Annotated in this window: 30 protein-coding genes, 1 pseudogene and 1 riboswitch; of the genes and pseudogenes, 19 read left to right on the forward strand and 12 right to left on the reverse strand. The window is 61.4% G+C overall.

Annotated features, from left to right (window positions below; all coding sequences use genetic code 11):
• Positions 1-71 precede the first annotated feature (71 nt).
• From CD351_RS14675 to CD351_RS14685, 3 genes are read left to right on the forward strand one after another with little or no spacing between them, the layout of a single operon-like run.
• Positions 72-1406, forward strand: coding sequence for an acyl-CoA dehydrogenase family protein (locus tag CD351_RS14675; protein ID WP_111993327.1), 1335 nt, complete (start codon positions 72-74; stop codon positions 1404-1406).
• Positions 1407-1450: 44 nt separating this feature from the next.
• Complete coding sequence (locus CD351_RS14680; protein ID WP_111993328.1) at positions 1451-2539, forward strand: Zn-dependent alcohol dehydrogenase; 1089 nt, start codon at positions 1451-1453, stop codon at positions 2537-2539.
• A complete protein-coding gene (locus CD351_RS14685; RefSeq protein WP_111993329.1) occupies positions 2539-3609 on the forward strand; it encodes a phosphotransferase family protein in 1071 nt (356 codons plus the stop codon). The genes CD351_RS14680 and CD351_RS14685 overlap by 1 nt, the downstream gene beginning before the upstream one ends.
• Positions 3610-3645: 36 nt before the next feature.
• On the opposite strand, the gene CD351_RS14690 is transcribed toward CD351_RS14685, so the two are convergent.
• Positions 3646-6132 carry a S8 family peptidase gene (locus CD351_RS14690; RefSeq protein ID WP_234027154.1) on the reverse strand — a complete coding sequence of 829 codons (2487 nt, stop codon included), beginning with the start codon at positions 6130-6132 and terminating at the stop codon, positions 3646-3648.
• Positions 6133-6387: 255 nt separating this feature from the next.
• On the opposite strand from CD351_RS14690, the gene dapD reads away from it, so the two are divergent.
• From dapD to CD351_RS14710, 5 genes are all read left to right on the forward strand, one after another.
• Positions 6388-7224: a 2,3,4,5-tetrahydropyridine-2,6-dicarboxylate N-succinyltransferase gene (dapD, locus tag CD351_RS14695; RefSeq protein WP_111993330.1), complete on the forward strand. Its 837-nt coding sequence runs from the start codon at positions 6388-6390 to the stop codon at positions 7222-7224.
• A 108-nt stretch (positions 7225-7332) separates the two neighbouring features.
• On the forward strand, positions 7333-7494 hold the full coding sequence (locus CD351_RS15850; RefSeq protein WP_174214279.1) for a hypothetical protein: 162 nt from the start codon (positions 7333-7335) through the stop codon (positions 7492-7494).
• Positions 7495-7572: 78 nt separating this feature from the next.
• Positions 7573-7800, forward strand: coding sequence for a DUF2945 domain-containing protein (locus CD351_RS14700; protein ID WP_111993331.1), 228 nt, complete (start codon positions 7573-7575; stop codon positions 7798-7800).
• Positions 7801-7803: 3 nt separating this feature from the next.
• Complete coding sequence (locus CD351_RS14705) at positions 7804-7998, forward strand: DUF3008 family protein (RefSeq protein ID WP_111993332.1); 195 nt, start codon at positions 7804-7806, stop codon at positions 7996-7998.
• 2 nt (positions 7999-8000) lie between these two features.
• Positions 8001-8336, forward strand: coding sequence for a DUF3140 domain-containing protein (locus CD351_RS14710; protein ID WP_174214280.1), 336 nt, complete (start codon positions 8001-8003; stop codon positions 8334-8336).
• 73 nt (positions 8337-8409) lie between these two features.
• Here CD351_RS14710 and CD351_RS14715 read toward each other — a convergent pair whose 3' ends face one another.
• Positions 8410-9735 (reverse strand): dipeptidase, encoded by a 1326-nt coding sequence (locus tag CD351_RS14715; RefSeq protein WP_111993334.1) that lies wholly within the window; start codon positions 9733-9735, stop codon positions 8410-8412.
• A 50-nt stretch (positions 9736-9785) separates the two neighbouring features.
• Here CD351_RS14715 and CD351_RS14720 point away from each other — a divergent pair, with 50 nt between their 5' ends.
• The 3 genes from CD351_RS14720 to CD351_RS14730 are packed head-to-tail and all read left to right on the forward strand — an operon-like array spanning position 9786 to position 10928.
• Positions 9786-10244 carry a cupin domain-containing protein gene (locus CD351_RS14720; RefSeq protein WP_111993335.1) on the forward strand — a complete coding sequence of 153 codons (459 nt, stop codon included), beginning with the start codon at positions 9786-9788 and terminating at the stop codon, positions 10242-10244.
• Entirely contained in the window at positions 10241-10678 is a 438-nt protein-coding gene (locus CD351_RS14725; protein ID WP_111993336.1) for a DoxX family protein, read from the forward strand. Before CD351_RS14720 ends, CD351_RS14725 begins: the two co-directional genes overlap by 4 nt.
• Positions 10668-10928: a DUF3253 domain-containing protein gene (locus tag CD351_RS14730; protein WP_111993337.1), complete on the forward strand. Its 261-nt coding sequence runs from the start codon at positions 10668-10670 to the stop codon at positions 10926-10928. The genes CD351_RS14725 and CD351_RS14730 overlap by 11 nt, the downstream gene beginning before the upstream one ends.
• A 16-nt stretch (positions 10929-10944) precedes the next feature.
• Here CD351_RS14730 and CD351_RS14735 read toward each other — a convergent pair whose 3' ends face one another.
• Together CD351_RS14735 and CD351_RS14740 are read right to left on the reverse strand one after the other, a co-directional pair.
• Positions 10945-11196, reverse strand: a complete 252-nt coding sequence (locus tag CD351_RS14735) for an SWIB/MDM2 domain-containing protein (RefSeq protein ID WP_111993338.1) — start codon at positions 11194-11196, stop codon at positions 10945-10947.
• Positions 11197-11239: 43 nt separating this feature from the next.
• Entirely contained in the window at positions 11240-11830 is a 591-nt protein-coding gene (locus CD351_RS14740; protein ID WP_111993339.1) for a YbhB/YbcL family Raf kinase inhibitor-like protein, read from the reverse strand.
• A gap of 267 nt (positions 11831-12097) precedes the next feature.
• Between CD351_RS14740 and CD351_RS14745 the strand changes: the two genes are divergently transcribed.
• Positions 12098-13552, forward strand: a complete 1455-nt coding sequence (locus CD351_RS14745; RefSeq protein WP_234027155.1) for a S41 family peptidase — start codon at positions 12098-12100, stop codon at positions 13550-13552.
• A 14-nt stretch (positions 13553-13566) separates the two neighbouring features.
• Here CD351_RS14745 and CD351_RS14750 read toward each other — a convergent pair whose 3' ends face one another.
• From CD351_RS14750 to CD351_RS14765, 4 genes are all read right to left on the reverse strand, one after another.
• Complete coding sequence (locus CD351_RS14750; protein ID WP_162627763.1) at positions 13567-13929, reverse strand: response regulator; 363 nt, start codon at positions 13927-13929, stop codon at positions 13567-13569.
• Positions 13930-13946: 17 nt separating this feature from the next.
• Positions 13947-14636, reverse strand: a complete 690-nt coding sequence (locus tag CD351_RS14755; protein WP_111993342.1) for an HWE histidine kinase domain-containing protein — start codon at positions 14634-14636, stop codon at positions 13947-13949.
• Positions 14637-14963: 327 nt separating this feature from the next.
• Entirely contained in the window at positions 14964-15413 is a 450-nt protein-coding gene (locus CD351_RS14760; protein WP_234027156.1) for a COG3650 family protein, read from the reverse strand.
• 140 nt (positions 15414-15553) lie between these two features.
• A complete protein-coding gene (locus CD351_RS14765) occupies positions 15554-16129 on the reverse strand; it encodes a fasciclin domain-containing protein (RefSeq protein WP_111993343.1) in 576 nt (191 codons plus the stop codon).
• 150 nt (positions 16130-16279) lie between these two features.
• Between CD351_RS14765 and CD351_RS14770 the strand changes: the two genes are divergently transcribed.
• Positions 16280-17518, forward strand: coding sequence for an FAD-binding domain-containing protein (locus tag CD351_RS14770; protein WP_111993344.1), 1239 nt, complete (start codon positions 16280-16282; stop codon positions 17516-17518).
• A gap of 80 nt (positions 17519-17598) precedes the next feature.
• A complete protein-coding gene (locus tag CD351_RS14775; RefSeq protein WP_111993345.1) occupies positions 17599-18567 on the forward strand; it encodes a patatin-like phospholipase family protein in 969 nt (322 codons plus the stop codon).
• A gap of 78 nt (positions 18568-18645) precedes the next feature.
• Here CD351_RS14775 and CD351_RS14780 read toward each other — a convergent pair whose 3' ends face one another.
• A complete protein-coding gene (locus tag CD351_RS14780) occupies positions 18646-19176 on the reverse strand; it encodes a hypothetical protein (RefSeq protein WP_111993346.1) in 531 nt (176 codons plus the stop codon).
• A gap of 2 nt (positions 19177-19178) precedes the next feature.
• Entirely contained in the window at positions 19179-19523 is a 345-nt protein-coding gene (locus tag CD351_RS14785) for an HPF/RaiA family ribosome-associated protein (protein ID WP_111993347.1), read from the reverse strand.
• A 193-nt stretch (positions 19524-19716) separates the two neighbouring features.
• Between CD351_RS14785 and CD351_RS14790 the strand changes: the two genes are divergently transcribed.
• On the forward strand, positions 19717-20325 hold the full coding sequence (locus CD351_RS14790; protein WP_111993348.1) for a thiamine biosynthesis protein ThiC: 609 nt from the start codon (positions 19717-19719) through the stop codon (positions 20323-20325).
• A 6-nt stretch (positions 20326-20331) separates the two neighbouring features.
• On the opposite strand, the gene CD351_RS14795 is transcribed toward CD351_RS14790, so the two are convergent.
• Positions 20332-21120: a CPBP family intramembrane glutamic endopeptidase gene (locus CD351_RS14795; RefSeq protein ID WP_111993349.1), complete on the reverse strand. Its 789-nt coding sequence runs from the start codon at positions 21118-21120 to the stop codon at positions 20332-20334.
• 113 nt (positions 21121-21233) lie between these two features.
• Positions 21234-21343, forward strand: a riboswitch (TPP riboswitch).
• A 38-nt stretch (positions 21344-21381) separates the two neighbouring features.
• Between CD351_RS14795 and thiC the strand changes: the two genes are divergently transcribed.
• Positions 21382-23271 carry a phosphomethylpyrimidine synthase ThiC gene (gene thiC / locus CD351_RS14800; protein WP_111993350.1) on the forward strand — a complete coding sequence of 630 codons (1890 nt, stop codon included), beginning with the start codon at positions 21382-21384 and terminating at the stop codon, positions 23269-23271.
• A 76-nt stretch (positions 23272-23347) separates the two neighbouring features.
• Here thiC and CD351_RS15805 read toward each other — a convergent pair whose 3' ends face one another.
• The gene (locus tag CD351_RS15805) at positions 23348-23713 is read right to left on the reverse strand and encodes a hypothetical protein (protein WP_162627764.1); all 366 of its coding nucleotides are present in this window, start codon (positions 23711-23713) and stop codon (positions 23348-23350) included.
• A gap of 156 nt (positions 23714-23869) precedes the next feature.
• Between CD351_RS15805 and CD351_RS14805 the strand changes: the two genes are divergently transcribed.
• From CD351_RS14805 to CD351_RS14815, 3 genes and pseudogenes are all read left to right on the forward strand, one after another.
• Positions 23870-24565 carry a hypothetical protein gene (locus tag CD351_RS14805; RefSeq protein WP_111993351.1) on the forward strand — a complete coding sequence of 232 codons (696 nt, stop codon included), beginning with the start codon at positions 23870-23872 and terminating at the stop codon, positions 24563-24565.
• 43 nt (positions 24566-24608) lie between these two features.
• A complete protein-coding gene (locus CD351_RS14810) occupies positions 24609-24836 on the forward strand; it encodes an AbrB/MazE/SpoVT family DNA-binding domain-containing protein (RefSeq protein ID WP_111993352.1) in 228 nt (75 codons plus the stop codon).
• A 115-nt stretch (positions 24837-24951) separates the two neighbouring features.
• Positions 24952-25343: pseudogene (locus CD351_RS14815) on the forward strand (type II toxin-antitoxin system death-on-curing family toxin).
• Positions 25344-25363: the final 20 nt, after the last annotated feature.

The raw sequence follows: 25363 nt of genomic DNA on the forward strand, positions 1-25363 counted from the left end.
AGCTTACTGGCTCTGCCACGGTCGATTTCAACAGATTCGGTTTCAGATAAGGACGAGAGAGGAACACCCCCATGGATTTCGAACCCACAGAGCGCCAGGCCTATTGGCGCGACCGCGTGCGCAATTTCATCGAAAAGCACGTGCGTCCCAACATGGACACCTACAAGCAGCAGGACGCCGAGGGCGACCGCTGGAAGGTGATCCAGATCATCGAAGACAAGAAAGCCATCGCCAAGGACGAAGGCATCTGGAACCTGTTCATGCCCCCGCGCAATGACAGCCACCACCATGTCGACGACACCTTCGAATTCGAAGGTCCCGGCCTCACCAACCTCGAATATGCGCTGTGCGCAGAGGAAATGGGCCGCATCGGCTGGGCGTCTGAAGTCTTCAACTGCTCCGCTCCCGACACCGGCAACATGGAAGTGTTCCACCGCTACGGCACGCGTGAACAGAAGGAAGAGTGGCTGCGCCCGCTGATGAACGGCGAAATCCGCAGCGCCTTCCTCATGACGGAGCCTTACACGGCATCCTCGGACGCGACGAACATCGAAACCCGGATCGAACGCGACGGCGACGAATACGTCATCAACGGTCGCAAGTGGTGGTCGTCAGGGCTCGGCGATCCGCGCTGCAAGGTCGCGATTGTCATGGGAAAGACCGACTTCGAAGCCAAGCGTCACGCACAGCAATCCATGGTCCTCATGCCGATCGACACGCCCGGCGTGAACGTCATCCGTCACCTGCCTGTCTTCGGCTATGACGATGCACCGCACGGGCACATGGAAGTCGAAATGAAGGACGTGCGCGTCCCTGTCTCCAACATGCTGCTGGGCGAAGGCCGCGGTTTCGAGATCGCACAGGGGCGCCTCGGCCCGGGCCGTATTCACCACTGCATGCGCACCATCGGCGTTGCCGAAGAAGCGCTCGCCAAGATGTGCCGCCGTCTTCAGGAGCGCGAGGCGTTCGGCAAGCCGATCTACAAGCACTCGGTCTGGGAAGAGCGCATTGCGCGTGCCCGCATCGACATCGACATGACCCGCCTCCTGTGCCTCAAAGCTGCAGACATGATGGACAAGGTCGGCAACAAGTCGGCCAAGCAGGAAATCGCCATGATCAAGGTGCAGGCGCCCAACATGGCCCTCAAGATCATCGACGATGCGATCCAGGCCCATGGCGGCGGCGGCGTGTCCGAGGATTACGGCCTTGCCAGCGCCTACGCGCATCAGCGCACGCTGCGTCTTGCCGATGGTCCCGACGAGGTTCACGCACGCTCGATCGCCCGCATGGAGATCGGCAAGCACGCACCGCAGGAAGGTCCGACTGCCAACGCCCTTCGCGATGGTGGCGGCGCAGCGAACGACGCGGGCGGCTTCAGCTCGGGCGATATGGGCGTCGCTCGCTAAACGACACATAAGGGCCCGCAAGGGCGCGAGAGAGGAAGCCAAAGATGGCGAAAGCAGCAATCCTGGAACAGCCGGGAGAAGGGCTTGTGATCGGCGAGGTCGAATATTCCGACCCCGCCCCTCACGAAGTCCTGATCGACACCAAGGCGTGTGGCCTGTGCCATTCCGACCTGCACTTCATCGACGGAGCCTATCCGCACGCCCTGCCCTGCGTCCCGGGTCACGAAGCCGCGGGCATCGTGCGCGCGGTGGGCAGCGAAGTGCGCACGGTGAAGCCGGGCGATCATGTCGTCTCGTGCCTCTCCGCCTTTTGCGGAACCTGCGAGTTCTGCGTGACGGGCCGCATGGCGCTGTGCCTTGGCGGGGCGACCCGGCGCGGCAAGGGCGATGCGCCGCGCATGACCCGCGCGGATGGTTCACCGGTTGCCCAGATGCTCAACCTCTCGGCCCTGTCCGAGCAGATGCTGATCCACGAAAACGCCTGCGTCGCGATCGACAAGGACATGCCGCTGGACCGTGCTGCCGTGATCGGTTGCGCGGTGACGACGGGTGCGGGGACGATCTTCAACGCCTGCAAGGTGACGCCGGGTGAAACCGTGCTGGTCGTTGGCTGCGGGGGGGTTGGCCTTGCGACGATCAACGCAGCCAGGATCGCTGGCGCTGGCAAGGTGATCGCGGCCGATCCGCTCCCCGAAAAACGCGAGCTTGCCAAGGTTCTGGGCGCGACCCACACGGTCGATGCGCTTGCCGAGGACGCGGCAAAGCAGATCCTGGAGCTTTCGGGTGGCGGCGTTCACTGGGGGATCGAGGCTGTGGGGCGTCAGGCCTCGGCGGACCTCGCGGTTGCCTCGCTGAGGCGCGGCGGGACGGCGGTGATCCTCGGTATGATGCCGCTCGACTGCAAGGTCGGGCTGGGCGCGATGGACCTGCTTGGCGGCAAGAAGCTGATGGGCGCGATCATGGGCATGAACCACTTCCCGGTCGACCTCCCGCGCCTTGTCGATTTCTATATGCGCGGGCTGCTCGACCTCGACACGATTATTGCAGAGCGCATCGGGCTTGAGGGTGTGAATGCCGGGTTCGACAAAATGCGCGAAGGGAGCCACGCACGCAGCGTGGTCATGTTCGACTGATGGACATTGATTTTGACAAGGAGATGGTCGGCACGGTCGAGGTCGAAGAGCGCGACAAGCTCGACCTTGAAGCCCTGACCCGGTGGTTCGAGGCCAATGTCGAAGGCTTCGCCGGGCCGATCAGCTACACCAAGTTCAAGGGCGGGCAGTCGAACCCCACCTACAAGATCGAGACGCCGGAAACGAACTACGTCCTGCGCCGCCAGCCTTTCGGCAAGCTGCTTCCGTCGGCCCACGCGGTGGACCGCGAATATGCGGCGATGACGGGCCTTCACCCGACCGGATTTCCGGTGCCAAAAACATATGGCCTTTGCGAAGATGCCGAGGTTATCGGCTCCAAGTTTTTCGTGATGAGCATGGCCGATGGGCGTTCGCTGTGGAACGGCGCGCTGCCGGGGATGGAGCCGGAGGAACGCCGCGCGCATTACCACGCGCTGATCGACACGATGGCCGACCTGCACCTCAACAAGCCTGCCGAAATCGGGCTTGGCGATTATGGCAAGCCGACCGACTATTGCGCGCGTCAGATCTCGCGTTGGTCGAAGCAGTACAAGCTTTCCGAAACAGAGCACATGCCCCAGATGGAGCGGCTGATCGAATGGCTGCCCGAGACGATCCCGCCGCAGCATGAAAGCTCGGTCGTCCATGGCGACTACCGGCTCGACAACGTGATCTTTCATAAGAGCGAGCCGCGCATCATCGCAGTGCTCGACTGGGAGCTGTCGACGCTGGGCGATCCGATTGCCGATTTCAGCTACCTGATGCTCAACTGGTTCCAACCTGCCGACGGGCGCGCGGGTCTGCTTGGGCTTGATCTGGGCAAGCTCGGCATTCCCACGGTCGAGGAAGCGGTCGAACGCTATGTTGCGCGGACCGGCTATCCCGTCCCGCCGATGGACTGGTATTTTGCCTACAACCTGTTCCGGCTTGCGGGCATCATGCAGGGCATCAAGAAGCGCGTGATCGACGGCACGGCATCCTCCGCCCACGCCAAGTCGATGAGCGAGCGCGTCGCCCCGCTGGTTGAGCGCGCCTATATGTTCGCGCGCGATGCCGGGATGCCGGAATAGAGCAGCCCCTTACAAGAACGCATGCCGGAATAAGGTTCAGAACGCCGCGCCGATGCTGAGCAGCGCGCCGATGTCGCTGGACGCGCTGTCAAAGTGGCCCGGTTCCTGCCGGTAATAGACGCTGGTTGAAATGCGGGCGGAGCCGACCCATCCGCTCCAGTTGAGTTCGCTCATCAATTCGCGTCCCGCGGGTGCAAGGCTCAGCGACTGGCGGCCAATGATCGCGCTTTCGGTCGCGTAATCGTAAGCGACGGGCAGATCGAAGTTGAGAGCGCCGCCGACCACGCGAAGGGGCTGGCTTAGGCGCAGACCGATGCTGTCATGGCCTTGGAACAACCCTGCGCGTGTGAGGTCGAGCGACCATCCCTGCGTCTCGACCTGTGAGCCTGCACCGATCAGAGCCGAGCCGCGCGGCCGGGTGAAGCCGGCGCGGTACGCCCCGCCCAGCCGCCAGCGTGAACCGATGCGCTGCACCAGGCGCGCGTCGACGGACATCGTGTCCGCGCCCGACAATCCAAAGGCGGGGTTGAAATAGGCCCCAAGCAGCGTCTCTTCCTCCGCGAGCCACGACACTGCGACGCTCGCGTCCAGCCCGCCCCAGCTGCGGTCTGCGGCCAGCGCCATGCTGCTGGTTTTGCGCCGTTCGCGCACGCCGAACAGCACATCGCTCGCCCGCCGATTCTCGCCAAGCCAGGCGCGCCCGCGTTCCCCCGAAACGGTCAGGCCCCAAGGCCCGAATGTATGGCGGGAGGCAAAGGCGAGTTCACTCTCCTCCAGAAAGCCTGCATCGCGGCCCGCCTCCGGCGCGATCATGAAGGCTGCGCGGTCTGCGCCCTGCATGTGTGCGACGAGGCCCGACGCGCTTTGCCGGAATGCGACGCCAAGCTGCGTGTCGGGCGCGATGTGAGCGGCCACGCGTGCGGCCAGCACCCGCGCGCCTTGCGCATCCTCGGGCGACAATTGCAGGCCTTGCGTCCACCCGACACCCGCGGCGCGATTGGTTTCTCCAACCGTAACGGCAAGCGAAAGCGCAGGGCCGGATGCCGCGCTGGTATATCCCCCCCGCTCAACCGCGCCGCGCAAGCGTTGGACCTGCGCTGCATTCTGCGTGCGGCCACCGAAGTTGAAAGTGTAGGCGCGGTCGTAACGGTCGGTGACAATCGTGCCGAGCGAAGCGCTCGACAGTGCATCCCCCATCGCCGCCGAGCCAATCGCAAAATCGTCAGCCAGGCCAAGCGCGTTCGGCGTGCCCGCAAGTGTCGTTGTCCCTGCTGGCTGAAATGCGCGCGCGATGTCGAGAATTCCGGTCCCGAACACCCCATCCGTTCCCGTTGCGCCCGCATCGCTTGCGCTGGTGAGCAGGATCTCGACGATTTCATCACCGGTCAGATTGGGGAACGCCTGCGCCAGCAGCGCCACTGCGCCCGCGACTTGCGGGGTTGCAAAACTGGTTCCCGAAAACAGCGTGACGAATTGCTGGCCGTCGATGGTTTCGACGAAAATCTCGCCATCCTGATAGACGCAGCAGATCCGTTCGCCACGGGCGCTCAAAAACGATCCTGCGGATGTTCCGGCGCGGTTGCTGAAGCTGGAGAAGCCGCCATTTTCGTCGACTGACCCGACGATGATAACATTGCCGCCGCCTGCATCGAGAAGGCTGGTGGCAAAGGGGTCGGGTTGGCCGGGATCGATATCGGGATCGGACCCGTCTCCGCCATTTCCCGCGGCGACCACGATCACGATCCCTGCATTGGCTGCCCGTGTGATTGCACCGCGCAGCGAGGCGGAAGCATCGCTTCCCCCAAGGCTCAGATTGATGACGACAGCGCCGCTGGCAATGGCCTGATCCACGCCTGCGGCAATGTCGGTGTCGGTAAAGGAGCATCCCAGCGTCGGGTCCTGCGGGGTATCCGTCCCGCACGATCCCGGCATATCGGCGCGCAGCGCGAGGACCTGAGCATCGAACGCGATGCCCACAATGCCCTCATCATTGCGCGCGGCTGCTGCGACCATGGCGACATTGGTGCCATGATCATCCTCTGGATCGATCCCGCGATTGCCCGCGACATCGCGCGAATCCGGGTGAATGCGCCCTGCGAATTCCGGGCTGTCGGAATCGATGCCGCTGTCGATCACGGCGATGATCTGCCCTCCGCCCGTCGCACCGTCCTGCCATGCCGCAATCGCGCCGTGAAAATCCGGGCCATCCGAACGACGGAATTCCGCCGTGTCGAAATTGGTCGATGGGGGAGGCGGAGGGGGTGGCGGCGGGGGAGGCGGTGGCGGTGGCGGAGGCGGCGGAGGCAGCGTTTGCACCCCGCCCCCTCCTCCACCGCCGCCGCAAGCAGCAAGTGCAGTGCAGGCGAGCGCCGCCGCGACCACTTTCCAGACCACCGGGGCTGACCGCGCGGCGCATTTGGCCGCAGGCACATGCGTGATGCGAACGGGCGAGTTGCCCTGCTGCTTTAGCGAAAGCGAGATTGCAGGGGGTGTTTCACCGGAAGTGCAAGGCATGCGTTTCATCCTAAACTGCCGGCCCCCTAACAGAAGTGAGCATAGGCTCCTGTCTTACCTCTCGGCAAGCATGGCCTGAAGTGCAACGCCAACAAGCCCCGAAATGACGCTTTTGGCGCTTCACCAAGCTTGTCGCTTGCCGCCTCGCTGCGGGCAAGCTAGCAGCGCGGGTGAACCAGAGAGCCGAAACCAACGCGGACCTTGCGCGTTAGCGTTCCATTGCAAGGCGTCCCTTGCACGAAGGTGACGCAAGCCGGAGACACCATGACCGACACCATCATCAGCCAGATCGAAGCCGCCTGGGAAGAGCGCGACACCGTCACACCGGGAAGCGATGTTCGCCACGCGGTCGGCGAAGCGCTTTCGCTGCTCGACAATGGCGAGGTGCGCGTGGCGCAGCCGGGCGAAGATGGCACATGGACCGTCAACCAGTGGCTCAAGAAAGCGGTGCTTCTTTCCTTCCGCCTTCAGGACAACCGCGTGATGGAGCATGGCTCTGCCGGTGAGGCAGCGTTCGACAAGGTTCCTCTGAAATTCGCCGGCTGGGGCGCAAACCGCTTCAAGGAAGCCGGTTTTCGCGTGGTTCCCGGTGCCATCGTGCGGCGCGGCAGCCATATCGGCAAAGGCGCGGTCCTGATGCCGAGCTTCGTCAACATTGGCGCCTATGTCGGCGAAGGCACCATGGTCGATACATGGGCGACCGTGGGCTCGTGCGCGCAGATCGGCAAGAACGTGCACCTGTCGGGCGGCGCCGGGATCGGCGGCGTGCTCGAACCGCTTCAGGCCGAACCGGTCATCATCGGTGACGGCGCGTTTATCGGCGCTCGTGCAGAGGTTGCAGAAGGCGTGCGCGTGGGCGAAGGCGCGGTGCTGTCCATGGGGGTATATCTCGGCGCATCGACCAAGATCATCGACCGCGCGACCGGCGAGGTGCATCGCGGCGAGGTACCGCCCTATGCTGTGGTCGTCCCCGGATCGCTCCCCGGCAAGCCGCTTCCCGATGGAACGCCCGGCCCCTCGCTCTATTGCGCGGTGATCGTGAAGACCGTCGATGCGCAAACGCGCTCGAAAACCGGGATCAACGAGCTGCTGCGCGACTGATCTCGCCACACAATCATTGCTTCGATGAATGGCGTGCGGGCTTTCACCGCGCGCTGATTTGTCCTAGAAGCCAAACACAAACACGAATTTGGGATTACGGAGTTTTTCATGAGTGAAGTCGACAAAGACGGGCGCGTCCATATTGAAGACGACGATGCGCGCGGTGCTCACACCACCGGTTACATGCGTTACGTGCTCGGTATCGGGCTGCTGCTTGCCATCATCGCGATGAGCATCATCTGGATCGTACCCGCAATCACGGGCGTCTGATAACGGTCGCCGTCAACAGATTGGAACGATCTGAGCGTTGAATTGATTACTCCTTTGAACCAATCAAAGGAGACTTAAATGAGCAATTCTAACAGCTTCCAGACCAACCAGTACGTCAAGTGGAACTGGGGCGACGGCGAAGGCAAAGGCCAGATCAAGGAACGCTTCGAACGCGAAGTGACCCGCACCCTTCAGGGCACCGAAGTCACCAAGGACGGTGACGAGGACAATCCCGCATACCTGATCAAGCAGGAAGACGGGGACGAAGTCCTCAAGCGCGGGAGCGAACTCGAGGCTCAGGATTGAGCCATGGCCCAAGCGAAGAGCAAGGCGCAGCAGCAGGCTGCGGGCGCCGCGCTTTCTGCAAAGCGCGGTGAAACTGACAAGTCCGACCTCCAGGGTGCATCGGAAGAGATGTACGACAGCATGACGGAGGAAGAGCTCGAGGATATGGCCTCGACCGCTCGCGAGAACCTGCCCGACACGGCCGACGAGGACGATTGATCGTGGACAGCCAGGAAAAAGACGAAATCTACGACACGTTCTACGACCGGGTGAACATGCAGCCCAAGGAGCTCGAGGAATGGCTTGAGACGGACGAGTCCAAATCGGTCGGCGACAATGATGACGGCGAAAGTACCGGACACAGGTCCGGTCGCCGCATCGTCGAGATCAAGCGGACAAACAAGGACGAGCTTACCGACAGCCAGTTCGAGCACATGAACAAGGTCGCCAATTACATCAAACGCCACCTCTCGCAGCGCCCCGACGGCGATGTTGAAAAGACCGACTGGCGCTACAGCCTGATGAATTGGGGCCACGACCCGCTCAAGGACAGCTGAGCCGACACAGAGGCGGCGGCGCAACCCATCATCCGGGTCGTGCCGCCGCTTTACCTATAAATCCTCGCTCGGCTCAGTCCTCGGTCGGGATCAAGGTCTCGATCGGCGGCTGGGCCGATGCGCGCGCTGCGAAGCGTTCCGCCTCGCGCAGAACGCGCATGGCGTTGCGGCTTGAGATCAGCTCAAGCTCCACCTGCGAATAGCCGCGTCGCGACAGCTCGGCGAACAATTGCGGATAGCCGCTCACGTCCTCGAAGCCTTCTGGGCCGGTCGGCATTCCGTCAAAATCACCACCAATTCCGATATATTCGACCCCGATGAGGTCGCGGATGTGGTCGATGTGATCGGCCATATGGCTGATCATGGTCGGCGGCATCTCGTTTGCCGCATCCCATTCCGCCATCGCGCGGGCGATGACATCGGGCTGACCTCGGAAAAGCGATTCCTGCCGCGCGACCTCTGCCGCGCGCTCGGCAAACCATTCGCGCTGCGCGTTGTTGAGGAAGCCCGGCAGCCCCACCACCATCACGATCCCGCCATTGGCTGGCAGACGCTGGAGCACGCTGTCGGGCACATTGCGCGCGTGACCATTTACTGCGCGCACGCCCGAATGGCTGAAGATCACCGGCACCTGCGTCACGTCAAGCGCGTCGTGCATGGTCTTCTCGCTCACATGGCTGAGGTCGACCAGCATCCCGATCCGGTTCATCTCGCGCACCACGTCCTTGCCGAAATCGGTGAGGCCGTCATGCTCGGGATCGTCGGTCGCGCTGTCAGCCCAGGGCGTGTTCGCGCCGTGGGTCAGCGTCATATAGCGCGCGCCCAGATCATACATCTGGCGCAGCACCGCAAGGCTCGACCCGATTGAATGGCCGCCTTCCATGCCCAGCATCGAGGCGATGCGCCCGTCGGCAATCGCGTTCTCTATGTCGTCCGCCGTTTCGGCGAATGCGAGACTGTCGGGATAACGCGCAATCAGGCGCTTCATCACGTCGATCTGTTCGATGGTCATCTGGACTGCCTGGGGTTCGGGCAGGCTGGCGGGGACATAGACCGACCAGTACTGTGCCCCAACGCGCCCTTCGACCAACCGCGCAAGATCGGTGTGCATCGGGTTTCCGTCGACCTCCGGCCCGGTGTCGGTTGTATCGGCAAAGTCGAACGTGTTGATCTGGTTATCGAACCGGCGGCGCAGCTGGATCGGCACATCGTTGTGCCCGTCAAACACCGGAGCAACCGCAAGTGCGGCCTCCGCCGCAGCGAGCGCTGCGTCGTTCTCAACTTCGGGGGCGATATCCTCGGCAACGGTGCCTTCGACGTCCTGAGCTGCGACAGGCGCACTCCAGACAAGGGCGATGGCTGCGCAAGCGGCCACGTGATTAAGCGCTTTGTATTGCATGCGGCGAAAAACTCCCGATACTTACGCGCTTCCTTCAGGGGCGCATTTTCATGACAAAAGCGAATAGCGCGGGCGCGCTGATCGAACAATTGCAGATGCAACCGCATCCCGAAGGCGGGTGGTATGCAGAAACCTGGCGCGCCGATGCAGATGGCACCGGGCGCGCTCGGGGTACGGCGATTCATTTCCTGCTGAAGTCGGGAAAATCCTCGCACTGGCACCGGGTCGATGCGGACGAGATGTGGCTGTGGCAAAGCGGCGACCCGCTTGAACTTGGCATCGCCCGAAGCGATGACGAACCCCCACGCTGGCTGCGCCTTGGCGGAGATGTGGCGGGTGGTGAGACACTTCAGGGCCTCGTCCCCACCGGCGCATGGCAGGCCGCGCGTCCGGTCGATGGTCCGGCGGGCTATGCACTGGTATCCTGCATCGTCGTTCCCGGGTTCGAGTTTGCAGGTTTCGAGCTTGCCCCGCCCGGATGGGCTCCCGGACAAGGAACGCGCGCATGATCATGGGCTTCATCAAGGCATTGCTGCGCATCATCCTCGCCGCGTTCTATGCATTCGCGGGCTACATGCACATCGTGAAGCCCGAACCGTTCCTGTCGATCATGCCCGAGATGATCCCTTATCCCGAACAAATCGTCTTCTGGACCGGCATTGCGGAGATCCTCGGCGCAATTGCCCTGATCCAGCCGTTCAATGCACGCCTGAGGCGGATCGGCGGGATCGGTCTGGCGCTTTATGCGCTGTTCGTGTGGCCGGCCAATATCAATCACTTCGCGATGGACATGGCCCGCGCCGATGGTGGCCTGGGTCTGGAGTACCATGTGCCGCGCATGATCGCGCAGCCAATCATCATCCTGTGGGCGCTCTGGGTCGGCGATGTGCGCATTCCGCACCGCAAGGACCTGCCCTGGCGCCGCCGCAAATATGGGGAGTGACAGCGAGGCTGCTGACGCGATCCGCACGCTGCTGAGCAGAAGGCGCGAAGGAGCAACGATCTGCCCAAGCGAAGCCGCGCTCCTGATCGCCACACCCGGCGGCGACTGGCGGTCGCTGATGGACCCGGTTCACACCGCCGTCGATGCGATGCACGAAGCGGGTGAAATCACGCTAAGTTGGAAAGGCAAACGGCTCGCCCGGCGCAACGGTGCTTATCGCATCGCATTGCCCGGCGAGCCGCCTGAATAAGAAGCGAAGACGCGTCTTAGGTGAGGTGCTTCGAAACAGCAGCCGTCATCTTGAACATCGAGATCTGCTCTTTGCCGATCACCGCGCCAAGCTTGTCGTCAGGGTTGATCTGACGCTTGTCCTTCGAATCCTGAAGGTCGTTCGCCTTGATGTATTCCCACACTTTCGAGGTGACCTGTGCGCGGGTCATCGGACCCTTGCCGACCACGTTTTCCAGTTCGCCCGAAAGGTTCACCGGTTTCTGCAGTGCGTTGGTTTTGCCAGCCATGGTTGTTCTCCCTAATATTTTGGCAGGTTATTCGAAGTTCAAATCAATCGAATTCTGGGTCGTCAATGAAGCCGTCATCCGCCTCGACCCCGGTGAACGGTGCATAAAGCACGGCGCAGCCGGTTACGAAGCCTTTGATAGCGGCCATCACTTCTTCGCGGTTTGCCCCCGGCATGATGGTCAGCGGCAGGTCGGTCGCAAAAATCTGAAACACATAGTGCCGCGTCTCTCCAACCGGAGGATCGGGCAGCAGCCATTCGGAATTGCCAACGGCGTTCTTTCCGGCGCGCGGCGGCACTTCGCCTTCGAGCAGCTTGCCGCGCTGTCCGGCAAGGCCCCAGACGAGCCAGTGGCAGGCAGGCTCTGCGCTGTCGGAGGAAGCATCCTCAACGATAACGATCAGTTCCTGCGAGCCCGGTGGCGGCGCGGTCCATTCAAGCGGGGGCGCGACCGCGTCTTCTTCCTTCGCGGTGAAGCACGGGTCGAGTTCATCCCCGCCCTTGAACGCCGGGCTGGTGAGGGCAAATCCGCCGCGCTCAAACGTCTTGGCATCACCAAGGCTTGCGATCGCAAGTCCGGCGTGGCGCGCTGCGGGCGGCAATTTGGCGGTCAGCCAATCAGGCAGATCGGTCATGATTCTGTCTTTCCATGTCATGTTTGCTAGTCGGATAAGGGGGGCAAAACGAGGGAGCCTTGCGCGATTTGCCCCGGTTTCTGAGGAAAACCTGCAAAAAACACAGCATTTTCAATGCCAGGGCAGGATTTGTGGCGGTGGACAAGTGGACTTCGCATGTCGAAAACGACATGCAAACTTGCCGTTAGCGGGTCGCTCATGCATTCTGAGCGCTCAGGCGTAAACATCATTTGCTACAACTTCACGCTCCGGAGTCGCCTTCTTTTCATGAAAAACGATGCAAACACCGCGTCCCTTCCACTAGGGCGCAGCACGCTGACTGCAACTCTCGCATTGGCGCTTGCCGCTTGTGGAGGCGGCGGGTCTTCGGCTCCTCGCACCAGTGGCCCCACGCCGACCCCGACACCGAGCGTCGCGACCTGCGCGGTGCAGAACCAGATCGCCTTCGCCAATGACGTTCTGAATGAATGGTATCTGTTCCCGGACCTGCTCGACAACACGGTCAACGCAGCCAATTTCAGCGACGTTCAAAGCTATCTCGACGCGCGCGTCGCCCCGGCCCGCGCCCAGTCGCGCGACAAGGGCTTCACCTTTGCAACCTCGATCGAGGCCGAAAACGAGCTGATCAATTCAGGATCGAGCGCAGGGTTCGGCATCCGTTTATCCTATGACACAGTCAACGACCGGGTGTTCCTGTTCGAAGCTTTTGAAACCGCACCCGGCTTTGCCGCCGGAATGGATCGCGGGACCGAACTGCTGGCCATCGGGACGAGCGCGAACAACCTCGTATCGGTCAGCTCGCTCATGGCATCGGGCGGAGCGCAGGCTGTTATCGAAGCACTCGGCCCTTCCGATCCGGGCGTGACCCGCGTGATCCGCTTTGCCCAGGTCGACGGGACCGTCATCGAAGCAAGCATTACCAAGGCCGATTTCAACCTCGATCCGATCTCCGACCGGTACGGGGCGCTGATCATCAACGATGGCGGCAAATCGGTGGGTTATCTCAACTTCCGCACCTTCTTCCCGCAAACCGCCGATGCGCAGCTGCGCGATGCGTTCCAGCTGTTCAACTCGAACAATGTTGACGAACTCATCATCGACTTCAGATACAATGGCGGCGGGCTGGTCTTCCTTGCCAACACGATCGGCGACCTGCTGGGCGAAAACCGCGTCGGACAGGTCTGGAGCAAGACGGTTCTTCGCGAATCCAAGTCTTCGGAGAACGAGACACGTTTGTTCCAGAACGAGGTGCAGGCGCTACAAGCGACCAAGATCGCGTTCATCACGACAGGCAACACCGCTTCGGCAAGCGAACTCACGATCAATTCGATGATCCCGTATCTTGATCCGGCCAACATCGCGATCGTCGGGCGCAACACTTCGGGCAAGCCGGTGGGGCAGTTCGGCTTCGATTTCGAGGAATGCGACCTGCGCGTTCGCGCGGTCACTTTCCAGACGCTCAACGCCAATGACGAGGGCGACTATTTCACCGGCCTTGCAGGGACGGTGCCCAACTCCTGCCGCGCCGGAGACGATATCTCGGTCCAGCTGGGTGATCCTGCAGAAGCGTCTATCGCAACCGCGCTCGACTTTCTGTCAGGGCAAAGCTGCACCCCGATCAGCGCCAGCGGTGCGCAAGGGGCGCAAAGCGTCGGCGGGCTCGAAACGCTCCAGCCGGAGCGGCCAAACGCGGCGCAGTTCGAAATTCCGGGTCTGTTCTAAGCGCAAAGGCGCTGTCAGGCAGCGTCTTGCTTGCAAGGCGAGTTGCGGTGCTGAAGGGCGAGTTCGATCACGTCGTTTGGCATCGCAGGCTTCGGAATGAACGGCACGCCCGCGCTGCGCACGACTTCATTGTTGCGGTCGATTGCGCCTGAGTGCAGCACGAAAGGCACCTCGCGAGCGGCCAGTTCCATCGCCACGGGGGCGCAGGTCTGGTTCACGCCGAGATTGACATCGAGCACCGCGACATCGGGAACAGGTCCACGGTTGATCAGATCGAGCGCCTCTTCCAGGCTCAGGGCAGAGATGACCTCGTGCCCCATATCCTGAGCCGCCATTTCGAGGCCCATGAGCACAAGTGGCTCATCCTCGACGAGCAATATGGTGCAGTTCCCGCTCAACCGACGCGCGCAACTGGAATGCAGATTTTTGCCTCCAGTCCCTCTTCAGTCCAGTTGCGTTCGATCGTTCCCCGCGCGGTCGCAAGGAGACGGTCAACGATCTCGGTTCCGCCACCAGCGGCGACCGTGTCAGCATCGGTCGCAGGGCCGCCCCTTTCGGTCCAGATCAGCGTGATGGCCTGCGCATCGCCGGCGCTCACATCGCATGTCAGACCTTCGCTGCATCCGGCCACGAGCTTGACCGAAACCGACCCATTGCCGCGCCATGCGCCGTGTTTTCTGGCATTGATCGCAAATTCGTGAAGCACCATCCCAACCAGCGAGATAGTCGCGCTCGGCGCGCGAATGGTGTCGCCTTCAAGGCTCAGCCGCTCGGCAGACTGCGCATAGGGGCGAAGGACCGCCTCTATCGCTTCGCCAATGTCAAAAGCGCCGGTGTGCGATCCTTCGAAAGTCGTTTCGTAGGCCCGGCCCAATGCCTGGATGCGCGCGTTTATTTCCGCGGCTTCCTGCGGGATGTTCTTTACGCGCCCGGTGATGCTGACGATCGCATTGATGACCGCGAACATGTTCTTGACGCGGTGCGAAAGCTCGCGCTCCATGTCCAGCGCATAGTGCGGGCTGGCGCCGGGGTCCTGCCCGCTACCGTCGGCTGCCTTGTCTTGCGATGAACTCGAATTTGTCACTGGCTCGTTTCTTTCGCGGGGTTAAGGGCCCACAATTAAAATGGCTATGCCTGATCCCAATCAGGTGTCTGTTCCGGCTTCAACGCAAGGAAACGGGCCCGGTTCCCACTGGGAGCCTGTAAAAATGGAGGAAAATCGCGCTTCTCGTGACCAGTGCGCCAGTGAGAAAACCGGGCCGGCTTGTGCGTTTCGGTGATTGGCGATTGGTTTTCAATAGCTTGGATCGTGGGTCGCGCGGCTCAAAATAACGCCGCCCGCCCTCTCAGAAAATCACAGGATTTCTGGAAGAATTCGGCCATTTACCCACGTTTTCGCGCTTCGCCCCGCTCAGGGTGTCTCTATGTCGGTGTAGGGTTGAGCGCTGGTGTAGGCGCAGCCGAGATAGGTTTCCTCACCGAGGGCGAAGGTCGCCGTATAGGGGTAGGTGCGGTCGCTCATCGTGTCGTTGCACTCCCCCGGGGTGAGCGCGAGGCTTGCCTGAGCGCCGCCCAGTTCACCGCTCATCCCGATACCGTTATTGCCTGCAAAGCGCGAGACGGCGAAGGATTGCCCCTCGATATCTTCAGGCGTTGCAAAGGTCGCGGTGAACGCGCCGTCGCCGGTCGGCTCGACCTTTACACTCCAGAATGGCTCGTTCCCCTGAGCTGTGACAACCTCTTCAGGAGCAATCGCGGAAAACGGTTCGGTGTCGCGGGTGATCTCTCCAGGCGTCTCGGTGCACGCGGCAAGCGCAAGCGGAGCGGCAAGAAGGGCGATCTGGAATGGTTTGCTCATCATCCAAGGCGCTATAACCGGCGGATTCGCTTCGCGAAAGCCATTGAATACGGCGCGCGGCCCACATGGCAAAAGCAAAAAGGCGGGCCGCTGCACTGTGCAGCGACCCGCCTTGTTTTGCGTTTCGCAATATGCGGCGCAGATTACTGCGGCATCAGCACGCCGTCGATCACGTGGATCAGGCCGTTCGATGCTTCAACGTCGGTTGCGGTGACGTTCACGGTCGCGCCGGTGGCATCGGTGAGCACAACGCCGCCATCAACAAGCGTTGCAGTCAGTTCGCCGCCGCCAAGCGTCGGGACCGGGTGGCCTTCTTCGCCAGCTGCTTCGATCATGCCGATCAGCGTTGCGGCATCAACGCGGCCTTCGACCACGTGGTACTGCAGAATGGCGCCGAGCGTTTCGGTGTCGTTGGTGGTGAGGTTTTCGACCGTACCTTCAGGCAGTGCGCCGAACGCGTCGTTGGTCGGTGCGAATACGGTCAGCGGGCCTTCGCCCGAAAGCGCATCGCCAAGACCGGCCGCCGTCACGGCAGCGACGAGGGTCGAGAAGGTGTCTTCGTCGCCCTGAGCGACTTCTACGATGGTGCCGGGTGCCGTGGCTTCTTCGGCCATGGCGGTTTCGTCGGCCATCATGGAATCGTCGGTTTCGGTTTCCGAAGCACAGGCAGCAAGAGCAAGCGCGGTGCCTGCAACGAGGCTAAGCTTGATGAATTTCATTGGGATCGTCCTCTAGTGATTGAGGTTGGGGAATGATTTACGAAGCCGCAAGAATTGTGGCGGCTCTGTGGCAAGATACGCATGAAGGCTTCGGTTGGATCCAAATTCTTTTGAGATCATTTGAGTGACGACACCTAATCTGGAGCTTCGATGACCTTCACACCCGACCGCAAGGCCGGTCTCGGCCGCCTTGCCGATTTCGCACCTCGCTCTGGAACCGCCTATGCCAGCAACCGCAATTACGATGATGGCGTCTCAGAAAATGGGATGCTTTCCAACGTCTCGCAATTGTCGCCTTGGCTTCACGCGGGGTTGTTGAGCGAGCGCGAGGTTATCGTCGCCGCACTTGACGAACATGGCCCCGGCAAAGCGGAGAAGTTCATCGCCGAAGTGTTCTGGCGGGTCTACTTCAAGGGCTATCTCGAACAGCGCCCAGCCGTGTGGGACGCCTACAAACAGGGCCGCGACGGCGCTCTGATCGCAGTCCAGAACAATTCGGGCCGTGCCAAGGGATACGAGGAGGCGACCCAAGGCCGCACCGGAATCGAGGCATTCGACATGTGGTCGCACGAGTTGGTGCAGACCGGTTACCTCCACAACCATGCGCGCATGTGGTTTGCGAGCATCTGGATCTTCACATTGAAGCTTGACTGGCAGCTGGGCGCAGACTTTTTCCTGCGACACCTGATGGATGGCGATGCAGCCTCGAACACGCTGTCGTGGCGCTGGGTCGCGGGGCTTCATACCAAGGGCAAGAATTACGCCGCGCGCGCCTCCAACATCAAACGCTACACCGAGCGCCGCGATGGAGGGCCGCTATCTGCGGAAGGATTAAACGAAGACCCGCAGCCGCTGAGCGAGGAGACCGAGCACCAGCGCGAGCCGCTCGACCTGCCAGCAGCGCCTTCAGCAGACGCGTTCGATGCGCCCTTCGCGCTGCTCTTGCATGATGAGGCGGCCAGCCACGTGCCGCTCACCCTCCCCCGTCCGCCTGCGGCCATAATCGGTGCGGCACGGCCAGAGGCGCGCTCGACCGGCGAAGTGGGTGAACACGCGGCGCGTTTTGCAACCGGAGCGGTCGAGAGCGGCGCGACGGAGGCCGCCAAGGCTTTTGATTGCCCCGCCCTGACCTGGGAGCCGGGTGAGGATCCTGCAAAACTGCTCGGCGAAGCAGGCGTGGAACGGCTTGCCGTGCCCTACCTCCCCACCGGATGGACCAGAGATGCACTGATGCCGGAGATCGCGCCTCTCGCCGAGGCAGGCAACACCATAACCCTGCTCTCCGACCTCGACCGCCTCACCTGGCCACATGCGCGCGCCGGGTTCTTTCGGGTGAGGAAGGAAATCCCCGACATTCTCGGCGAATTGGGGCTGGAACCGGCTGACTAGAGCCACCTTGCCGCATTGATCCTATCGCTGGCACTGTTCACGCGATAACCCCCTAAAACACGACAAGGGGAGCGAAACGCATGGCTGGTGGACTGGGACTGGCGCTCAGCGGTGGGGGCGCAAAGGGCGCGTATCAGGTGGGTGTGCTGGATGAATTGATCCGGGTGAGAGGCGTCGATTTCGAAACGGTGGTCGGCACATCGACCGGAGCGATCCAGGCGGCAGGCGTGGCGCAGGACACGATCCCCGAACTGGTCGATTTCTGGACCAACCTCAAAGGCCCCGATGACATTTATAAAAGCCGGGGCGGTCCGATCTGGGCGGTGATCAGCGGCAAGAACTCGGTCTACAGCACCGGCCCCCTGCTCAAGCTGCTGCGCGGTGCGTTCAAGGATAATGACATCCGCGCAACCGGCAAGAACCTGCGCCTCGCGGTCGTCAACATCACCACGGGCGAACTCATAACCGTGGCCGAAAATGCCAACAATATCGCCGACTGGGTCTATGCAAGCTCGGCCCAGCCGCCCTTCTTCCCTCCGTTCGAAACGCAGGATGCGGGCGGCAAGCTGGAACAATGGGTCGATGGCGGGGTGAAGGACATCACGCCTTACGACGCCGCCATCCGGTTGCGCCCGCGCGCAATCCTGGTGGTGCGCGCCGAAGCGCCGCTGCCCATGACGCATAACGAATATAACAGCATTATCGACATCGGCCTGCGATCGGTCGAATTGCTGACGCGCGAGGTGGCCGACAGCGACCTTGGCAATATCGAACTTATCAACGACCTGCTGCGCGCCGAGATGGAGCAGCGCAGCGTGCTCGCGGGGCTGAACCTGACCCCCGAGCAAATCGAACAGGCGATGGCTCCGATCAAGGCTCGGATCGACCGGTATTTCCTGATCCCGACCATGGTACTCCAGCCGCCGACCGACCTTTACGAAACGCTCGATTTCATACCTGAGCTGATCGCACAGAATATCGAGCGTGGCCGCAACGAAGTGCGCGCACGGTGGAGCGAGATTGCAGCGTTTCTGGGAGTGCCCGAATAGCGCTTATTCGCGCGCGCCCGCCCACGCTCCGGGTTCGCCCGCGCTAAGCCTGCGGATCGACTGGATCGTGCAGCGCGGTCATCGTCCGGCGGCGAGGTTGCGAGCCCTTGCCCGGACGGAGGCCCGGTCGTCCTTGGCCGCCGCAGCGAGCGCGGCTTCGAACCGGTCGGCAAAGCTCTCATCAGCGCGCGCCAGATGCCCGAGCGCATCAAGCGACCAGGCCCGCACGAAAGGTCGCTCATGCTGCAGCAGCGGCTCCAGCCAGTTCGCAAGAGCTGCGGTGTGGCGCGGCGTTATATCCAGAAAGCCTATCGATTGGCACAGGTGAAGCTTCGCCGCCCAACCAGTGATGGCGGGCAGGCAGGCAATCAATGCCTCGGCCTGAGACGAGCTTGCTTCGTGCCCTGCCTCAAGCGCGCTCTTGATGAGCCAGGTTGCACCGGCAGGCACATGCCCATCGCGCGAACCTGCAAGCTCAATGAGCGCGTCGAAATAATCAAGATCGCGGCAACACGCCGCCTCCGTCTCGCCGAGCAGCGTCACGGATTGCCCGTCATACTCCGCCAGCCGCGCGCGCAGTTGACTGCGCACATCGCTGGCGGAAGTCATGCTTACATCACCTTGTCGGGACGCGCGTCGTGTTTGTGCCGCTCACTCTTGCCGAACAGGCGTTCGAGGCGCTGGGTCAGAGTGTTCGCGGCCTTGCGTGCAGCGTCGTCGACCTTGTCGGCCTTGCCAGTCACGCCGATGGGTTTGCCGCCGCGCGGGCGTGCCTCGATCACGCAGTGCTTGTCATCGGCACCGTGCTTGGAGCCGTTTACATCCGACACGTGCACCTCGACCCGCGTAAGACGATCCTCGAAACGCGCGATCTTTTCGCGCACCATGGCCTCGATCCGTTCCGAGACGTTTTCGGTGCCCATGACGCTGCTGTCGGAATTGAACTGGAACTGCATGAAAGTAACTCCTCTCTTTCTTGCCCCTCTTGGCATTCGATATGGGAGCGCTGTTCTACGATTGCGAGCGAAATCGGTTCCGTTCCGGCGTCGATTCTTCTCCTGCCCGAAGACGATCGGCCAACAAGGCGTAACCATTTGGCGTATGACGACATAAGGCAATAGAAGAGCTCTAACGGGGACCCACCAGATCATGCACACCGCTTTCCATCGCAACGCGACGATCGTTGCCTCCTTGCTGCTTATCGCGGCTGTTACGCAGGCCATCTACACCGCGCTCCACGCCGCCGAAATGGACGTACCGCGACAATTCTTATGGGGCACAGAGGGCGTTCTGTTCACGATCCTTGCCGCCTTTGCGGGCGCGGCGATGGTTCAGGTGAAGGAGTTTCATGTAGGCTGGGCGGCGATTGCTGCTTCGGCTGTTCTCAACGTCGTACAGGTCGGCGTGGGCCTTACCTTGTTCGGCCCCTTCTTCGAAGTCGCTGGTGAACTCCCCCAGATGGCCCCTGTCGCCTCTGCGATCGTCGCGTATTCCTTCATGGTTTATAACGCCGCCAAGGTGTTGATTGCGCTTGCCGCCGTGGTCTTTGGCCTTGGTCAGATGAGCGCGGGATCGAAGGCAGTGGGCGGCCTCACCGCCATCGTCGGCGCGGTTGCATTGGTCAGCAACGCGCTGTCCGCCGCCATGGGCCGCGACTTTGCCGGCGGACTTCCGATTGCCGGCGGATCGGGCGTTGCGGCAACGGTGCTGCTGGCGGTCTGCCTGTTCGCGCAGGCCCGCGCCGACGCCGCGAAATAGCGGCGATCAGGCAGAGCCGGGCTCGCGCACCAGTCGCCGCAACCGGTCCCTGCCCCAGATCGTAAGGACGATCGAGCCCGCGATCACCGCCAGCCGCACAGCATTGCCAAGCTGCCCTCCAAGCGCGTTTTCGCCGAGTGCGAAGATCGCCCACGCGCTGTTGAGCCCTGCATGGAGGAAGATGGCGGGCCACAGGTTGAAATCCCACTTCCAGTAGATCCAACCAAACCACAGCCCCCCGAATGCGGTTATCCCCGCAATGGTCAGCGCCTGGGTGATGTCGCCCTCGCCCTGCCACATGTGGAAACCGCCGAAGAACAGCGAGGGCAGAAGCGCGGCGGGTATGAAGTGCCAACGGAAATGCTGCATCAGCACTCCGATGGCGAGGCCGCGAAATATGATCTCTTCCATGATCGGAAAGATCACCCCGCCAAAGGCAAGCTCATCGGCATCAAGGTCGGGATTGAGGCTGCCCGCGAAGAGGAACACCGCTATCGCAGGCACGAACAGGATCGCAGCGAAAAGGGCGGGCGCAAGCACGGGCCGCATCAGCCCCACGATGTCCCATTGGCGCCTCCACGCGACCCCTGCGATCAGCCAGAACGCCAGCGCGACCGCCGCGAGATCGAGAAGGTTCAAAAGCAGTGGCCAGCCATACGGAAAGTCGGTGAACCACTCGTCCACCGCCAGATATCGCAGCGCATCGGCATTATACGCATTGGCGAGCATCGCGACAACGACAGCGATCGCGGCGATGCACCATGAGCGCGGAGGTGAGGAAGCCAGTGTGTTCACGCGCTGAAGAGATGCCGCGTTACGCGCTGGCGTCAAGCGGCAAAAGACGCTTACCCGTTCTGGCCTATCCTGGCCCGGGCCACTCGACAGGCGCGCCCATCATCGCTACCAATGCGCCATCCCCGGGGAGCCAGCTTTGGCTGAGAGGGGCGTGTAAGCACCGCCCGACCCGTTGAACCTGAACCGATTAGCATCGGCGGAGGGAGTGGGCGGCTGATTACCAGAGGTCCGCGCTCCGTCGTTCGCAAGGAGAGACTTCGCATGGCCGACATCAATTCCCCCGTAGAGATTGGCGTAACCACCGGGCCCATCCGTGGCAGCCGCAAGATCCATGTCGGCGCACGCACGGGCAGCGGCGTCCAGGTCGCCATGCGCGAGATCGACCTTGAAGGCGGCGAGCCTCCGGTGCGCGTTTACGACACGTCCGGCCCCTACACCGATCCCAATGCCAATATCGACATCAATGCGGGCCTTCGCGCGCTGCGCCGCGACTGGATCATGTCTCGCGGGGACGTCGAGGATTACGCTGCGCGCGAAGTGAAGCCTGAAGATAACGGCCAGCTTGGCCCGGATCGCTCGGGCGGCGTTCCGCAATTCCCCAACACGGTAAAGCGCCCCCTTCGCGCCAAGGCGGGCATGAATGTCAGCCAGATGCACTATGCCCGCAAAGGCATCATCACGCCTGAGATGGAATATGTCGCAGAGCGCGAGAACCTGGGCCGCGAAATCGCCGCCGACTTCGTGCGCGATGGCGAGGATTGGGGCGCGGAGATCCCCGACGTGATCACTCCGGAATTCGTGCGCAGCGAAGTCGCCCGTGGCCGCGCGATCATTCCCAACAACATCAACCACCCCGAAACCGAACCGATGGCCATCGGGCGCAATTTCCTCGTCAAGATCAACGCCAATATCGGCAATTCCGCCGTCGCTTCGGACGTCGCGCAGGAAGTCGACAAGATGGTCTGGGCGACGCGCTGGGGCGCGGACACGATCATGGACCTTTCGACAGGCCGCAATATCCATGACACGCGCGAATGGATCATCCGCAATTCCGCCGTGCCGGTCGGAACCGTGCCGATCTATCAGGCGCTAGAAAAAGTCGGCGGCGTTGCCGAGGAGCTCACATGGGAGATTTTCCGCGACACGCTAATCGAGCAGGCCGAACAGGGGGTCGACTATTTCACCATCCATGCCGGCGTCCGCCTGCCTTACGTGCCGCTCGCCGCCAAGCGCGTCACCGGCATCGTCAGCCGCGGCGGCTCGATCATGGCGAAATGGTGCCTAGCGCATCACAAGGAGAGCTTCCTCTACGAGCACTTCGACGACATCACCGAGATCATGAAGGCCTACGACATCGCCTATTCGCTGGGCGATGGCCTTCGCCCCGGCTCGATCGCCGACGCCAATGACGAAGCGCAATTTGCCGAGCTCTACACTCTGGGCGAGCTCACCAAGAAGGCGTGGGCGCAGGACGTGCAGGTCATGATCGAAGGGCCGGGCCATGTCCCGATGCACAAGATCAAGGAGAACATGGAAAAGCAGCTGGAAGCGTGCGGCGAAGCGCCGTTCTACACGCTCGGGCCGCTCGTCACCGACATTGCGCCGGGCTACGACCACATCACCAGCGGCATCGGGGCTGCACAGATCGGTTGGTACGGCACCGCGATGCTCTGCTACGTCACGCCCAAGGAGCACCTGGGCCTGCCCGACCGCGACGATGTGAAAGTCGGCGTTGTGACGTATAAACTCGCCGCCCACGCCGCCGATCTTGCCAAGGGCCACCCGGCAGCAAAAGTGCGCGACGACGCGCTGTCAAAAGCCCGCTTCGAATTCCGCTGGCGCGACCAGTTCAACCTCAGCCTCGACCCCGACACGGCGGAGCAATATCACGACCAGACGCTCCCGGCGGAAGGTGCGAAGACCGCGCATTTCTGCTCGATGTGCGGACCTAAGTTCTGCTCGATGAAGATTTCGCAAGAGGTGCGCGAGTTTGCGGCGAAGCAGAATTCGGACCCCGACAGCTTCCTCGCCAGCGAGCAACTGAAGGGCGGAAACACCCCCGAAGAGCGCGCCGAGAACGAGGCCGGGATGGAAGAGATGGCGAAGCTCTACGACGCAAAGGGGCGGGAGCTTTATCTGCCGGAGGGCTAAGTCCAGCTGAGTACGCGAGTTGAAAGTCGTAAACTTGATCCGGCGTCGCTATGCGACGCCGGAGACTTGGCGAGTTTCAAACAACATTAAGACTTCTTGTTCGTTCGCCGATTGAAGCAACTAGCATTTCTCTAATCCGCTCAACGATAACCCGCCGTGCATACGCAGGTGGGCAACTTCTGCGATCCTTCCAACGGCTAATCGTGCTCACGGAAACTTTGAATTCTTGAGCAAGTTCGCTGGGATTGAAGTGATTTCTTATTACTGATCCAATTATATGAGAAAAATCTTCGTCACTTTCTTGGTCGTAGGAGTCGAGTGCATCTGCCAGAAGCTTAAGGCTGCGAACCTCTGCATTTTGTAGTTTTTCGAAAAACGTAGAGCCGTTTAGCGTCTTTTTTCCACAATCGACTTCCCTAGCTACGTTTAGCTTGTCAGACATGGGAAGTATCCTTTCGAATTAAAACACTTGATTGAGGGTATCTCGAATCAGCGCAGCGCCGAATCGCTTTCACGGGCGGCGCATAAGTGTGTATCGCACAAACCTTGACAATATGCAAATTTTTTGCATATGCGCTTTCATCATTTCGGAGAAAAAATGGCTCGACTAATTATACGTGAAGCTACCGCCGGAGACTATGAGGACGTCTTCTGTTTCTATGAAGAAAATCCAGATGACCATGTGATGCTTCGCGATGAGGCTGATGTGCGCAATGCTATCAGCAATGGTACATTTTTTATTGCTATTGACACGGAAGCTGACAACAACGGACGAATATGCGCTGCCTCTGCCGTGTACGATGTTCCGTCGACGTTGGACTCAGGAGGTTCCGTGCTACTGAAGGAGGCTGGTGGTTCACTTACTAAACCAATAATGCGAGGATTAGGACTTCACAAGATTTTTCATGCGGCTCGCGGACTTCATGAGTATATCTTGGATCGCTTTGGCTTCGATTACTACTTTGGTGCAATAATCCTGCCGAACCCACCGTCTGTAAAAAACATAGAGAGAATGGGTTTTGAGCCGTGGACTGAAGCCCCAAAGAAACTCGTAGAGGAACGGGCGCCTTATGCATTGACGGACGAGGGGATCGGCTTTTTTCGTTGCAAAGAGGCTGCGCTTCAATCCCATGCAAAGTTTCTCCTAGATATTCAAAATGTTGGACACGTTGTCAGGCACGGCGAGAACTCGCAGACCGAACAGGTCGAAGTTGTCCTGAGCATCGAAACTTTGAAACGATATCGGCCCATTGTAGAGATTATCGCGGCGGGAGATTTCGAAAAGCTGACGTAGTTAATCTGTAGAACTAAATCGCGCAGCACGTTATAACCCCCGTATGAACGCACCGCTCAAAGTCACCAAGATCGGCAATTCTGCCGGGGTTATCCTGCCTAAGGAAATCCTCGCGCGCCTGCGGGTGGGCCCGGGGGACGTGCTCTACGTCACCGAAGCGCCCGATGGTATCCGGCTGACCGCCACCGATCCCTCCTTTGCCGAGAAGATGGCGCTGGCGGAAAAGATCATGCGCGAGGATCGCGACATCCTTCGCGAACTGGCGAAGTGACCACTTTTCGTCGCTCCAGCGAATGCTGGGGTCTCTGGCCGCTGCGCAAGACGCTTGAGATACCGGCTTTCGCTGGCGTGACTGCATCGATTGGTCGAGAGTGACCGATCCCCCTATCCGCCTCGAACCCGTCTGGATCGACGCCACGGTTGCGAGTGCGATCCACGACCGGCAGCTGGCGAACATGGCGGGCCGAGCGGCGTGCGCGATGCAGGCGCTCTCGAAAGCGCGCTCGCGCGACCGCGTAACCAGTGGGAATATGGCGAAGACGATCTGTCTGCGCTCGCCGCCGCCTACGCCTTCGGGCTGGCGCGCAATCATCCGTTCGCCGATGGCAACAAGCGCACCGCATGGGTGCTTGCACGTCTCTTCCTGAAGCTGAACGGACAGACCCTCTCGTTTACACCGATAGAGGCTATCAATGTGGTCCTGGCACTGGCGGAAGGCGAACTCTCCGAAGACGCACTCGCCGACTGGTTTCGACATCACCTCGCCGAGCCCGACTAGGGTCCGTACTCAATAAGGAC

The sequence above is a fragment of the Erythrobacter sp. KY5 genome, assembly GCF_003264115.1.
Lineage (GTDB): Bacteria > Pseudomonadota > Alphaproteobacteria > Sphingomonadales > Sphingomonadaceae > Erythrobacter.